The sequence below is a fragment of the Variovorax sp. SRS16 genome (assembly GCF_901827165.1).
Taxonomy (GTDB): Bacteria; Pseudomonadota; Gammaproteobacteria; order Burkholderiales; family Burkholderiaceae_C; genus Variovorax.
On sequence record NZ_LR594667.1, the window covers coordinates 736,454 to 750,061 of the forward strand.

Genomic DNA, 13,608 nt, shown 5'->3' on the forward strand with positions numbered 1-13,608 from the left:
GCGGCGCTGGGGCAGATTTAGCATAGCGCCTATACCATAGCAAGCGACTAGGTCGCAAAACTCCGAAGTGATGAGCGGAATTTGACGGAGGGGCCCGCCTGATGCGGTCTCCTCCGTATTTCGTCCTAAGCCGCCGGCGCCTGGCCGAAGAGGTCGCCCAGGGCGTCGAGCATGCCGGCCCCGTTGGATTCCGGAGCGATATACACCGCCCCCGGTTGCCTTCTGGCCGCGTCAGTCACCCGCGTGGCTGCCTGCACGACCTCGGTCCATGTGGCCGGGCCGGGGCCGAAGGCGAGGACCCCGACGCTGACCTGCGGAGCGGTTTGGGCGTCCGACGCGCGCAGCTTCCCCAAAACGTCCTCCGCGAGGAAAGCGGCCTCCGGCAGGTCGCAGTTCTTGAGAACGAGGAGGAGGCTCGCCTCCGTCCAGCGGAACCCCCTGTCGCCCATGCGAAGGGTCTCGCGAACCGCCTTGCCCGCATTTCTCAGCTGCCCAAGGTTCGGACCCTGGTCCCCGCAACCTGCCATGTCCATGGTGATGACGGCGTGGTGCCCGTCGGCGGGCCCATTGGCGTTGAAGAGCTTTGTCAGAACGGACTGCAACTCGCAGTGCCGCCGCAGCCCCGTGGTTTCGTCTCTGAGGTGCACCCCTGCCACGGCGGGCACCTCGGCCGCGCTTGGACCTCGGATGACGATGACGGCGCCGGCCGTGCTTCCGTCCGCAAGGAAAACTGGGACAGACGCTTCCGAGAGGGGTACCGCCTTGCCGTCACGGCTCACCGCCTCCAAAGTGTTGACTCGTCTTAGCGCAGTCTTGGCGCTCAGCAGCGCAGGATGCAGGCTCGGCATGGTTTCCCCCGAAGCCCGTAGCCGCGGTTGGTAGACCTGGTCCAAGGGCCGGTTCAGCGCGTCGGAAACTCGCCAGCCCAGCAGCCTCGCCGCCACCTGGTTGATGGTAGTGATTCGAGATTCGCAGTCGACGACGAGGACGCCGGCGTCGACGTTGTGCAGGGCTGTTCGCAAGCGCGTGGTCTCCGCCTCCTCGACGGAGAGACTTTTTGTACTCGCGCGCGAGATGGTGCGCACCGCCTCCGCGAGTTCCAGCTCATCAGAGGTGTGCAGTCCGGACGTGTCCATGGCTGGGACAGTATTGCCAAGGCTCACCGCCGCCACCTGGCGGTGGAGAACGCGCAACGGCTGCAGCACCGCGCGGATGGTGAGCCAAAGCAGGGGGAGAAGTGCGGTCCCCGCGGAAAGCACGACCAAGAAGTGCCATCTAAGCTCAGCTTCGTCAGTGAAGATTTTAGACACCGGGGCCTCCATGACCAGTCGCCAGGGGCTGGACGGGCCCGAGATGGTGGTTACGTACATTAGGCTCGGCACGCCATCCGCATTCATGCCGTAAACGAGACCGCTTGGGGCCTCAGCTTCCGTAAAGAGCTTTGCCATCGGGCCCAGCGTGCGCACGGATTCCCCCATCCGGTCGGCGTTCCGTTGGGCAATGATGGTTCCCTCCTCGGAGGCGACGGTCACCAGGGACGCAGGGCCACCTGCGAAGTCGCCAAGGCCGGCGGTGGCGGCAAGCGCGATATTCTCGATAGACCCCACGACCACGCCGACCACCTTGCCTTCTGCTCCGTAAATGGGCGAAGAGAAAATCGTGACGTGCGTGCGAAGGGACCGACTGAGCACCGGACCCACGATGACTCGCGATTGTGTGGCGAGGACGCCGCTGAAGTAGCTCCGGTCGGCCACTGAAGCGTCGGCCTGTGGTCCGGTGGTCGCTGGCACCCATGCGAGTGGGTATCCGTTCAAATCCGTGACGCTCAGCGTCCTGAATGCGTGCGGGGCAACCAAGGTCAGTTGCGCAAGCCGCTGTTGAAGCCGGGGCTTGTCACGCAGGGCTGCCTCGTCGAGCGACGCTGCAACGCCGTCTGCAAGCTCGCTTAGCGCTTGCAGGCGGTCTTCGAACACGGCAGCAGTGCGCTCAGTGAGCCGCGCGTGGTGCCTCTCCACTGAGGCGCGAAGGGCGACACGGGAGCCCTGGTACTGAACAAAGAGCAAGGCGGCGACCAATGATGCCGCGACAACCGTGCATACGGTCGTGAGGCGAGCAGTAAGGCTCTGCCGGAAGGGAGGGGGAAGGCGGCTCAAAACTCAGCAATGCGTGTCCTGCGTAAGCGGGTTATCGGCATCCCGCAGCAGTCTTGAAGTCCGCGCGCTGCGTATCGCAATTTCTTGAAGGCGCCTTAGGCACGCGTCAAAACCTTGCTCCCTACACCTCCTGGACACAACCAAGGAGGTAAATATGTGGAGGAACGTACTACTGGGCGGCCTGCTGGCCACCGCGCTGGCGTCCACCGGTGCGGCGCAGCCAGGCTTTGCGGCTTGCCCGCAGTTCTTTGTCGGCGGCAAGGTGCCAGTCGTCTCCCGCGCGCCCGAGTTGCGACGGGAGCTCTGCTTCGATTCATTCGCAATCCTGCACTCCGGGCAGTCCAAGACCCCGCTCTTTGGCGCGGAGAGGCTGAACCGTAGCCTGCTGCTCGACGCCAAAGGCGAGGAGCGAACAGACCGGTTCTACGAAGAGGCGCGCTTGCCTCGAGCGGAGCGGGCCGCGCTGGAGGACTACAAGGCAGGGTTACTCGTCCAGGACCCGGACGACTCGACCAAGCAGGTCCGAGTTAAGGTCGACCGCGGGCACGTGATTGCGGCAGGGGACATGCCCAACGCCCGAGCGATGGCTCAAAGTTTCAGCTTAGCGAACATGATGCCGCAGGCGCCGCAGAACAATCGCAGGACTTGGAAGGACATCGAATCCGCGACGCGGAAGTACGCCATGCGCGCGACCGGTGATGTATTCGTCTTCACCGGGCCCGTCTTCGCCGGCCCTGTTCGGACGTTAGCGACGGGGCAGGTTTGGGTTCCGAGCCACCTATACAAGCTAGTTTATGACCAGACGTCTAACCGGGCATGGGCACATTGGCTGGAGAACACCGACACCGCGCGTGCCGGCCGGCCAATCTCCTACGAGGAGCTTGTCAGGCGCACCGGCATCGACTTCCTGCCAGGCGTTCGACCTTCCAGCTAAGAACGTGCTTTTACAAGCCCCGGGGATTTACCCGGGGCTTTTTCTTGACTGGCGAATCCCGCGCGGCCGCTGTTTAAACGCCCGTGCCTGTACGAGGCACACGCTCCCGCAACTCTTCTGTGTCTCAAATGAACCTCTTCAACGGACGTCTCGCCCGTCAGCCTGTCAACCGCACCCTGGACGCCTACGCCGCTACTGCCGGTGTTTATGCACAGCGCACTGCCGGGGTCGACATGTCCCGCGAACGGGGGTTCTTCGTGCAAAGACTTCCCAACGGCATCGCAGGCAGCACTGTGCTCGACGCAGGGTGCGGTAGCGCGCGGGACGCATTGGAGTTCCGCCGGCTTGGCCTGGAGGTCGTGGCATTCGACGGTTGCAAGGAGATGGCGGAGCTCGCCAGCGCGACTTGTGGCCAGGAGGTCCTGCACCTGCGCTTCGACGAGGTCGTCTGGCAGGGCGCATTTGACGGTGTCTGGGCATCCGGCAGCCTGCTCCACCTCGATGACTCGGCCCAGGTGGATGCGCTGCAGCGCCTCGCGCGCAGCTTGAGGCCTGGCGGTGTGCTCTGCGCGGTGATGGAGCGGGGAGAGGGCACGTCCGTCGCCAGTGACGGCAGATTCTTCAACTACACGACGACTGAAAAGTTCGCTCGCGTGGTCGCCCGGGCGGGTCTCGGCCAGTTCGAGAGCTTCGCTGCGGACAGCTATCTGGCGGCAGACGGTACGGTGTGGCTCACGATGTGTGCACGCAAGCCGTACTTATAATCGCGACGCTTTGTCGCGGCGACAATTAAACAATCGTAGCCGGATACAATTACTTTAGTTGCACTGCTGTCACCTATATTGCTACCATCAGCGGTTCGATAACCCTTCACGAACGAACCGATGAGCGCCGGAGATTCAAAGTCACCAGAACAGAAGCTTGCAACGTTTGGAGGTCGCTTGGACTTTGCGCTCGACGCGTTAGGCGTCCGCAATCGCGCGGCACTTGCGCGGCGTGCTGGTCTCCGGGAGGCCCAGAGCCTTTTAGCGGCGCTCCGTCGCGGCAGTGCGCACAGTGAGTACTTTGAGCCCGTTCTCTCACTCCTTCCAGACCACCTCGTAAGCCATAGCTGGGTGCGCTTGGGAGAGGGGCGAGGCTTCCCGCGACCCCAGAAACAAGCAACAGCGTTCGACTTCGACAGCGAAGCTTCGCCAACCACTACGGAGGCCCCAGCTGCTTCCAGCCAGAGCCCATCGCTCAGCATCCCTCCGATTGCACTCAAGACGACCTTCAGCGGCGGCACAAAGCTCGAGGTTTGTCCCGACCTGAGCGGCGAACGAAGGGAGTTTGGAGCGTTGCGTAGCCCGTCAACTGGCGGCAGCGCCGGCAGCCTTGTCTTCGCCGAGATGCCGGACGGGTCAATGTCTCCGTACCTGATGCCCGGGGAGGCCTTCGCCCTGAACTATCGAGATACGGCCCCGGAGGAGGGGAAGCTCTACTGCCTGTGGAGAGCTGGTCAGCTCACAGTGCGAAAAGCACAATGCAAAGGTGACTCCGTTGTGCTGTTGGTCTCGCCTATCGAAGCAAAGGATGTCATCGACCTGGCAGAGAGCGCGAACGTGCAGGTACTCGGGCGGGTGGTTGGGCGCGCCGGCGCTGAGCTCTAGCCGTAGCGTCGAGCGATGAGCCCCCGACGTAGCCGGCCGGGGTCGTGCCACCGGCCCTGGTCACGGCTTCAGCAGCATCACTGCCAGTGCGCCAACCGAGGCGCCAATGGCGGTGACGGCCCAGGGGAACCACCAGCGCGCGTCGATGGGCGGATTCTTGACGAGCTGCGCCTGCTTTTGCATTTGCAGGTAGCTGACCTCCCTAGCCAGCGCCTGGAACTCTTCGTCGTTGGTCGGCAGTGGAACGGCGGCTTTGTTAATGCTGTCATCGTAGCGGATGTGGGTGGATTCGTCCTGCCACCCCGCCGCCTTCCTCAGCCGCTGCGTTCTGACGCCAGAGCAGTAAGGCAGTATCCTTTAGCCATGAAGGCGGAACCGCCGAGAGAGCTCGCCCAGGTGAACTGCGTAACCTGTCTTGATAGCGGATGGGTCTGCGAAGACCACCCTGACCGGCCATCAGCGCTCGTAAGCGACAGCGGCTGCGAGTGCGGAGGCGCCGCCGTGCCCTGCGCATGCAACCGTGATGCGGTCTACGTGTTCGCGGAGGTGTATGCAGCTGTCGACCCGAGGTTGGGTAGCCGCTGGGTAGCCGTCCGGTCACAAACGCGGAAGCCAGGAAAGGTGCCAAGCCGGCGCTCCTGAGCGTCGCCTTGGCCGCCCCGACCCTCCGATTACCCGCGGGCTGGTCCTCTTCCCCCGCCAAATGAGAAAAAGGAGCTCCAGCACAGTTGGAGCTCCTTTGAATTAGATGTTCTGACGCAGCTGTACAGGAACAACCCAGCGACGCTGCTTAACCCGGACGGGTGTGCCCGGGTAGCTCGACGTGTGCCCACAGCAGTCGTGCTCGCAGCGGCAGCCAGTAGCGAAGTTGTCGCGCAGAACCTGCGCAACGATGTCCGCGGAGACGGCACGAGGGGCACGTACGGTGATGAAGCTTTGGCCGCCGGACCCGTACTCGGCCTCATGGTCCGATGGCGCCTGGTGGCGCACATTCAGGACGCGAAACCGACCCACGTGCTCATGTTCGTCCTCGGAGGCCCAGCCTTGGCGGAACCGATGGGTGAGGCGCTTGTATCCTTCGAAGTCGTAGCCCATTGAGATGTCCTTTGTGGTGAAAACTGCCACGTATAGGAAGTCTCGCGGGCGAAGCGTTCATACTTAAAACCACGCAACCTACCCAGCTGACCTGCGCGATTGTCACCAACCGCGATGCCATCAAGGCCCGGAGCCTGCGCAAGTTCGGAAGCCCTGCAATCCAGATGTTCCATGACTCGGCGGACGTGCGGGAAGTGCAGGAGCTGCGGCTGTTCCCGAGCGGAACCGCATGTCTCGAAACCCGCCGCCTGGGGGACTTCGACGCCAAGCGCAACGCGTGGACGACCGAGCTGGGCGTGCGGATGGACGACATCGACGACGCGCGTGCCGCCAACCGGGCTGCGGCCGCCATGCTCGCCGAGATTGCCGGCAGTCTGCATCCCTCACGTCACAACACTTCGAAAACCGAGTTCTTCTATCCGACGCCTGACCTTTAGCGCGTCGCGCGGCCGGCCCGTGCTGGATGCGGCACGCCGCCGTCTCAGGCCGCCTAGAATCCGGCTCACCAGGAGGCGCCCAGGATGTTGGTTGCAACGGTGCAGGGGTCCCGACTACAAGCCGCCAAGGCCTCGAAGAGCCAGGCGCCGTTCCTGTGCCCAAATTGCCAGGAAACGGTGATTCTTCGCCAGGGCACGGTCCGCGTCGCTCATTTCGCACACCGCTCGACCATTGCGTGCGCCTGGACGGTCGGAGAGTCGCAAGCTCATCTGCAAGCCAAGCAGGCGATGGCGGACGCCCTGAGAAACTCGGGCTATGACGCGGAGCCAGAGGTCCCACTGGGCGCGCAGCGCGCCGATGTGTACGCGGAACGGGATGGAGAGCGCTTCGTCGTAGAACTCCAGCACACGCCCATCGACCCGAGGGAAATTGAGCGGCGCACGCGCGGGTACGTCGACATGGGTCTGCACGTGGCTTGGGTCAGCCTGGTGGACATCGACTACCGTTGCTTTCTGCGGCCGAGCGATATTCCGATACCGATGCGGTATTCGCCGCGGCCTTTCGAGCGGTGGATTGAGGTTTTCAGCTTCGGGCAGGTGCCCATGTTCAACCCCCTGCTCGGGGGAGTGCTCTGCGGAAAGCTACGTGCTTATAGGACGTCTGTGCCCGTGAGCGAGTGGACGGAGCGCGGAGGCGCCCAACGGTCCGCTGGCGGCTATGAAAAATCCTCACGGAGGTATGCAGACCTGTTTTGCGAAGCCTATTTACCTTTGGAGTGCCTGCAGCTGGAGCGCAGCTGGCGCTCCGTTGAACTGCGTGTAGGTGGGATGTCGTTTCCTCGGGGAGGACTGGCTAAGCTTACGGTTCGCCGCTAGGCGCGCCGCGCCTTCCGCGGACAGGTGCCACCCATCGTGGTCTTGGAGCTCGGCAAAGGAATAGCGCCTGCCTTAAGCAGGGCATCCACCTTCTTCTGGAAAGCGGCCCTGTGCTCGTCGCTTCCGGCGTCGACAGCATACGAGAGCTCGACCATTCGGCTCTTTGTAGGGAGAGTCCACTCTTCGACCTTCCAAGCAACTTTCTTTGACACGTCCTCCTTGAGCCGGCTCACGAGGTTGGAGCACGGCTTCGGCACCATGTTGAAGGACCTTGGATAGGCTGCGCTTGCGGGCGCCGCGACCGAGCAGCTGTAAGAAATCGCTTCGCGGATGACGGGCGGAAGATGGGGCTTCGTTTCGTCCTCCAGGACCCATGCGACGTCGACTTCCACCTTCGCATCCTGCGTACCTTGCAGGGGGCATTGCCAGTTCGGTAGCGTCTGCCTCGCCGTGGGGGTGTTAGGTCCGCGCAGCTTGTACATGGCCTCTGGTCCCTTCTTGTCGGTGCGCTCTCGAGCAATGACCTCGAAGCCCGGGCCCGGCAGCCCGGGCGGCTGCTTGACGGTCAGGTAGCGCACCTCGAACTTCTTCGGTTTGTCATCATCGATTTCCAGCTTGGTCGCCGCATCTGCAGCCGACTGGGGCCCCCCTTTGTCCGGGTCCCAGCGCACCGCGTATTCGGTCGCCTCGGCGAATACGGAAGCACTTGCCCCAAGCGCGCAGAGGGGCAAGAGGAGGGTGGCTGTTCTCATGGGGTTCTCCTTGTCACGCAGGACTCGAAGGCAGGGCAGACGTCGCAAAGTGTCGAGCGCAAGCTAGGTCCCCGTCAATGCTTGCTGACGTGATTTGTGGCGCGCATTCCAGGGCTGGGGAGGAGGGTGCCACCGAGGCGCCGTACCGCGGAGCGGCACATCGGCGGGCACAGGGCGGCAACAGCTGTCGCCAGAAAGGCGACAGATGGCGTTCTGGACCTCCTCGCGGAACCTGGACTCCCTGCCACGTGCAAGCCCTCGGAACTCTGCCCTAGCGCTTCTTGACAGGGGTGTCGTCTGCCCGCGTCTCCACCCATCGCTTGAAAAGGTGGTCGTCAAACTCGTAGGGTCCGCGTGGCGATTTTGAGAGCAGGTTGCTGTCATCCAAGGCGCGCATGACTGACTGCAAAGTCGATAGCGGCAGCTGCTTGAGCCCCAGCTTCGCCGCGATTGCGTGTGCGGTGGCACGCGCGAATGGCTTGAAATCGGGGGCCAGGCTCAGCTTGAGCACTTCGCGCTGAAGCTCGGTGAGGCTGCGCCAGGTGCCCTCGTAGTCATCCTGCCCGGCAGCCGCTTTGACAACATTTTCTGCAGCTTGCTCGAGCGTCAGCTCCGGCGTGGCCAGCAGGTGCATCACCGCGGTCAAGAAGGGCTCGGGACGGTGCTGCATCCTGTCGAGCACTGCGACGCCCGCTTCGATGTCCAACACCCGCGTGCCACCTGTCGCCGCGATGAATTTGGCAGCGGCAAACTCCACTAGGTCCCGGCCCAGTAGGGGGAAGTCGATGATGCCGAGTCCCGGGGCGTACAGCGGCGCTTGGGGGTCGGAGAACATGTGCGACAGGCGTGACCGGGAGGAGCCCGTGTAAACAACTCGCACGCAGTCTCGGTGCTTCGTCAGTGCGGTACGCAAGCTCTTGGCCACGTCTTCATTCGCCTCGGTGCGGGCGAGTTCTTGTGCTTCGTCCACCAAGAGCAGCAGCGGGTGCTTCGACGACAGCTTCCCCACGAGCTCGTCAATGCGCAGCCCTAATTCGGCCGTGGCCGTCTTCGCATCGGCGAACTCGAGCTCCGCCTCGCCCTTGAGCTCTCCAACGCTGCCCTTCATCTTCAACTTCTTGATAGGCTCGCGCAGCTTCGCAGCGGCGCGCTCGCGCAGGCTCTTGGGCTCGTGGGCCTCCTCCAGACCCCTCACGATGGCGAGCGCCGGCGAGACCGTGGTTTGCCAGAGGTCGACGTAGGCGACGCGGTATCCCGCCGCCTGAGCGGCCGGCGTCAAGTCCTTACGCAAGAAGACGGTCTTTCCCGTACGACGGGGCGCAAAGATGGATGTGCTCGTGACGACGCCAGCCCCCAATTGGGCCAGGTAGGCTTTAGCGAGGTCTGGGCGCGGGCAGTGCCAAAGGGGTTGAAGTGGTGACATTATGGTCAATTATGTCGTGCTTGCGTAATTGTACTTCTTCTACGTAATCGGACGTAGTCTTGCGGCGGGCGGAGGGGTGGAGAGGCTACCGACCAGAACATGCCGCGCTGAGTCCATGTCGCGAGCGAGCCCAGCCAAAAGATTGGCCCAGGGCGAACCTCCGGGTGAGCGCTTGCAGGCAGATTGTCACGGTCGCGATGTGCCACTAGGCGGCATGCACGGGCACAGGGCCTCCGACTTGCCGGCGGAACCGGCTCCGAATCACGACGCGGCGCTCGCGATGTGACGGCTGAACTGTCATATCGCGAGAGCGCACGTCATGGGCCGGCGGCTGCATGCGCCGTTTCTGGGAATTCCTCTTCCCAGAAATAGGGCGGATGGATACAGTCGAGGCTATGGCACTTCCACTACCCCTTCGCCCTCTCGACCAGCTCAAGCCGCCGGCGCATCTGCTTGGAGCTTCCGGGCCCAACCGTGCACCACCAGAGCGGCTTCTCATCCGAGCTGACAACGACCTCGAAGCGTTGAAGTCGTTCTTAGCGCAGTTCGATTCGTCTCCGGAGACGCATCGCAAGTACGGCCGGGAGGCGGAGAGGCTGTTCCTCTGGTCCTGGCACGAGCGAGACAAGCCTGTATCCGCGCTAATGACCGACGACTACGAGGCCTACCTGCGGTTCATGGCAGACCCGCAGCCCGCCGAGACATGGTGCGGGGTCAAGGCTCCCCGAGAAACCGACCGGTGGCGCCCGTTTGTGGGACCAGTCGGTGAAAGCGCGCTGATGACTGCGTTCGCAGGCCTAGACTCATTTTTAGGCTATCTGGCCAACAGTGGCTACCTCTACGGCAACCCCTTGGGTCTGATTAAGCAGAAGCGCAAGCAGGTCCGTAAGCAGGTCTCGAAGACTGCTGCCAAGCGCGGCGAGCGGCAGCTCGACGAAGACGCCAAGATTGAGCGATTTCTCGACCCAGAGATGTGGATGGCCGTGTCCCAGGCAGTAGAAAGTCTGCCGGAAGACTCCGAGCGGCAGCTCGACGAAAAGGAGCGCGCACGATTCATCTGCGCCATCCTGTACCTTCTGGGCCCCCGGGCGGGAGAGCTTGAGAGTATGCGGATGAGCTCATTCCGGGAGGTCCGCGGCCATTGGTGGTGGCACGTGCTCGGCAAGGGAGACAAGTTCGTGAAGGTCGCCGTGCCCGACGACATGCTTCAGGCCCTAGTGAGATACCGCAAGCACCGCAAGCTCTCCGCGGTGCCAACCAAGAAAGACGACTCCCCTCTTTTGGTGTCGTTGAAGGACGGCAGCTCTATCACCGCGCGCCGGCTGAACCAGATACTGAAAAAGCTTTTTTCCGCAGCCGCGGACCTTCTGCCATCCGAGTCTGCGCACAAGAAGGAGAAGCTTCTGGCGGCCTCAGCTCACTGGGTGCGGCACACGGCAGTTACCGCTCGCGTTGATGCCAAGATGGACCTGCGAATCGTGCAAAAGGACGCGCGTCACGCGGACGCGCGTACCACCGAGCGATATACCCACTCACAGGATGAGGCGTGGCACGAAGAGAGCCAAAAAGTCACCCTCCCCTGGATTGCCTCGAAAGCCTGAATGGATGAACACCTGCCGCGGCGCGAAGCAGGTGTTCGGTAGGCGTTGACGAACCGATGTCCTACACCCCGCCTTTCCTTCGGTTGCAGGACTTGCAGAGCATCTTGCAGTTGGCCAGGATGGACTTGCCGCCGGCGTGCCAAGGGTCGACGTGGTCCCCCTCCATCTCGTCAAGCTTGAAGATTCGGCCCTTGTCTGGGCACGTCACGTCGGCGCACGCCCCGGCCTGCCGAGCGTAAGCCTCTGCCTTAACCTTGTCAGTGAAGGCCCGCAAGTTGAGGTGACGCTCTTGTTTTGTGATGAGGTACGAGTAGATGCCAGACTTCCTCGAGACGTCCTCATCCTTCATTAGTGCCACGACGCGCGTTTCTAACTCGGCCGGGTCCAAGTCGTCGTCTTTGTGCTTGTTATAGAGCTCTCCCCAAGGGACGGACTTCATTTCCCTGCGGACCACGGGGAATGTAGCCTTTACCCAATTTATGACGCTGCTAAAGTAATTCCAGAGTTCAAAGGCAGTCTTGTCGTGTTGGTGGCCAGACATGTAACGGCGCGGGTTACCCCCCTCAATCCAGTTGAGGGCTGTCTCCAGGTATTCCTGCCGGATAGGCGAGCCCGTCATGTAGTCGGAACCGATTTGGTAGGCCGGGCAGTTCGGTTTGCTGAAATAGGCCTTGGCCGATAGCAGCCACGGGCCAACAAATATTGAGTTCAGGAGTTCTTGGTCGGTAAGCTTTTCACCGGCAATGTTGATAGTTTGAAACCAATCCAGCTTCTCACTCTCAGGGCCTTCGCACACGTACACTGTCAGCGGGTATTCAAGAATCTTGTCCATTTGGTCTTGGGGCAAGTTATGAAAATACACCTCGTCAATTGAAAAGTCACCCTTCACGTACTTGCAAATACTCAGCGTGCGCTGCTGGCCGTCCAGCACTTCGAAACTGGCAAGCTTTTCATCGTCAGGAGCATCTGGGTCTGGGTTTCGAACCCAGTACATTACATTGAGTGGGTATCCTTTGCGAACAGTATCGAGAACCTTGTTGCGTTGCACGTCCTTGTAGACGAACTCACGCTGGTACGGCGGACGGATGTTTAGTCTCCCCCCGAAGCCAACTACGCCGGCGTCGCCGCTGTCTGCGTATCCACTTACCAGCTCCCCGATGGATATCTGTCTTGGTTCAATTTTCATTTTGCTTCTTCAATTTTACGATTATGCGTTTGTAGAGGGGGGCCTTGTTCACTACCGGGCCGTTCCACAACATGGACTTGCCCTTCGTGACAATTGCGGTTTTAGTGGCGCCTAGTTCCTCGCCGTGAGCGCCAGCATTAAAACTCCCCACGATTTCGAATTGGGACGGGTTGTATTTGTCTAGGAACGTGATGGGGACACCCATGCACCCGGCATAGTCACATGGAATATCGCTGACTTTGGACACTTCAATGGCATCAAAGTTGTCGTATCGCGGGTAGGAACTTTCGCTCCCCGCGTAAACTTTGAAAAGGACCAGCTCCGCCTTCCGTTTGCTATGGAAAAGGTTGGTGAACCAATATACGCTGCCCATGCTGAAGTACTTCACTCCATCAATAATTTGAACTCTTGATTGCGTCTGTATCTCATAATGCGTGGGCACCTCAAACCATTTCGTTCCTCCGTTGTCGGTCCCCGCCCAGACGACGTTTTCCTTGATAAGCGTGAAGATTTCCTTGTACGTAAGCGCGTTTTGATTTCCGATTATCAAGAACTGCTTCTTGTGCTCGATGAGCTGAGCCACGTATTCTCTGAAGAGGGAAAACGGCGGATTCGTGACAACGATATCCGCTTCTTGCAGGATTTCTACGCACTCTGCGCTACGGAAGTCACCGTCGCCTGTAAGGTCCGTCTTGACCAGAGACTTATCGGCGCCAGTGAACTCCAGTTTGTAGGATGGCCCCCCGCTTGCGTAATGCGTGGCAACTAACTTAGCCAAACCAAGGTGCTCAAAGTTCAGGGTGAAGTACTTCCAGAAGTTGGACCACTCGGGGTCATCGCAGTTGCAAAAGACAGTTTTCCCTGCAAAGTGGCCCTTGTAGTGCCGCAGCTCCTTTTCAATGTCAGTAAGCTGGGTATAAAACTCGTCGTTTTTGCCACGCTTGGCGGCATGCAGTGAAGTGTTGCTAGTGCTTGAATTGGTTGGTGAGGTGGCGGCACGTGTCAAAGTCTGCTCCAAGAGAGAGCAGCACCCGTAGCAAGCGCGAGTCAACTTTTCCGCCTGCTATCGCAGTGAGGCGGTGCTACGAGTGAATATCCTTGTGGGTGCTGGCGATGGGTTAAGCGCCGCACTTTCGGCGGCTATAACGCGTATAAAGGCCGCGTTTTAAATCCGCGATGAGTCTGCGCCTCGGGCGCGACCACCAGATGGAGCGAGCATGGCTGCAGCCGGCCAGCGCGGCCGTGCTAGGCCCCCAAAGATTTGAGGAGGTGGCGCGGACGCTCATTGAGACCCTCGCGGTTGTCGGAGGGTGGGATACCGTAAGGCCGCCGACCCCGAAGCGATAGCTCCGCGGCCAGCCCCTGACCAGTGCAACGTATCGAAGTGGGCGGCTCGATACCTGACATGGAGACAACTCTCACTAGCTGGGGCGCTCCAGGGCGTCGTTATCAGAGGCATCCCTCCCCCAAGTGTCAGCTACCCTCGAAGCAGCCGGCCCGTC

12 protein-coding genes are annotated in these 13,608 nt (G+C 61.4%); 5 read left to right on the forward strand and 7 right to left on the reverse strand.

The window, feature by feature from the left end:
- Positions 1 to 125: 125 nt before the first annotated feature.
- Entirely contained in the window at positions 126 to 1,973 is a 1,848-nt protein-coding gene (locus E5P2_RS31830) for a PAS domain-containing protein (protein WP_232076890.1), read from the reverse strand.
- A gap of 334 nt (positions 1,974 to 2,307) precedes the next feature.
- On the opposite strand from E5P2_RS31830, the gene E5P2_RS31835 reads away from it, so the two are divergent.
- The gene (locus tag E5P2_RS31835) at positions 2,308 to 3,087 is read left to right on the forward strand and encodes a DNA/RNA non-specific endonuclease (protein WP_162571124.1); all 780 of its coding nucleotides are present in this window, start codon (positions 2,308 to 2,310) and stop codon (positions 3,085 to 3,087) included.
- Positions 3,088 to 3,215: 128 nt separating this feature from the next.
- Positions 3,216 to 3,851: a class I SAM-dependent methyltransferase gene (locus E5P2_RS31840; RefSeq protein ID WP_068673713.1), complete on the forward strand. Its 636-nt coding sequence runs from the start codon at positions 3,216 to 3,218 to the stop codon at positions 3,849 to 3,851.
- Between the two features lie 945 nt (positions 3,852 to 4,796).
- Here E5P2_RS31840 and E5P2_RS38225 read toward each other — a convergent pair.
- Positions 4,797 to 4,919 carry a hypothetical protein gene (locus E5P2_RS38225; RefSeq protein WP_269475012.1) on the reverse strand — a complete coding sequence of 41 codons (123 nt, stop codon included), beginning with the start codon at positions 4,917 to 4,919 and terminating at the stop codon, positions 4,797 to 4,799.
- A 561-nt stretch (positions 4,920 to 5,480) separates the two neighbouring features.
- A complete protein-coding gene (locus E5P2_RS31845) occupies positions 5,481 to 5,831 on the reverse strand; it encodes a hypothetical protein (protein WP_068673706.1) in 351 nt (116 codons plus the stop codon).
- 164 nt (positions 5,832 to 5,995) lie between these two features.
- On the opposite strand from E5P2_RS31845, the gene E5P2_RS31850 reads away from it, so the two are divergent.
- Entirely contained in the window at positions 5,996 to 6,268 is a 273-nt protein-coding gene (locus E5P2_RS31850) for a hypothetical protein (protein ID WP_162571125.1), read from the forward strand.
- 84 nt (positions 6,269 to 6,352) lie between these two features.
- On the forward strand, positions 6,353 to 7,144 hold the full coding sequence (locus E5P2_RS31855; RefSeq protein ID WP_162571126.1) for a competence protein CoiA: 792 nt from the start codon (positions 6,353 to 6,355) through the stop codon (positions 7,142 to 7,144).
- Here the strand turns inward: E5P2_RS31855 and E5P2_RS31860 are convergent.
- Positions 7,141 to 7,896 (reverse strand): hypothetical protein, encoded by a 756-nt coding sequence (locus E5P2_RS31860; RefSeq protein ID WP_068673701.1) that lies wholly within the window; start codon positions 7,894 to 7,896, stop codon positions 7,141 to 7,143. The two genes, E5P2_RS31855 and E5P2_RS31860, sit on opposite strands and share 4 nt — an antisense overlap.
- 271 nt (positions 7,897 to 8,167) lie before the next feature.
- The gene (locus E5P2_RS31865; RefSeq protein WP_232077612.1) at positions 8,168 to 9,187 is read right to left on the reverse strand and encodes a hypothetical protein; all 1,020 of its coding nucleotides are present in this window, start codon (positions 9,185 to 9,187) and stop codon (positions 8,168 to 8,170) included.
- A gap of 509 nt (positions 9,188 to 9,696) precedes the next feature.
- On the opposite strand from E5P2_RS31865, the gene E5P2_RS31870 reads away from it, so the two are divergent.
- Positions 9,697 to 10,920, forward strand: a complete 1,224-nt coding sequence (locus E5P2_RS31870; RefSeq protein WP_162571128.1) for a tyrosine-type recombinase/integrase — start codon at positions 9,697 to 9,699, stop codon at positions 10,918 to 10,920.
- Between the two features lie 61 nt (positions 10,921 to 10,981).
- Here E5P2_RS31870 and E5P2_RS31875 read toward each other — a convergent pair whose 3' ends face one another.
- A complete protein-coding gene (locus tag E5P2_RS31875; protein ID WP_162571129.1) occupies positions 10,982 to 12,106 on the reverse strand; it encodes an HNH endonuclease family protein in 1,125 nt (374 codons plus the stop codon).
- A complete protein-coding gene (locus E5P2_RS31880) occupies positions 12,096 to 13,112 on the reverse strand; it encodes an adenine-specific methyltransferase EcoRI family protein (protein ID WP_162571130.1) in 1,017 nt (338 codons plus the stop codon). The genes E5P2_RS31875 and E5P2_RS31880 overlap by 11 nt, the downstream gene beginning before the upstream one ends.
- Positions 13,113 to 13,608: the final 496 nt, after the last annotated feature.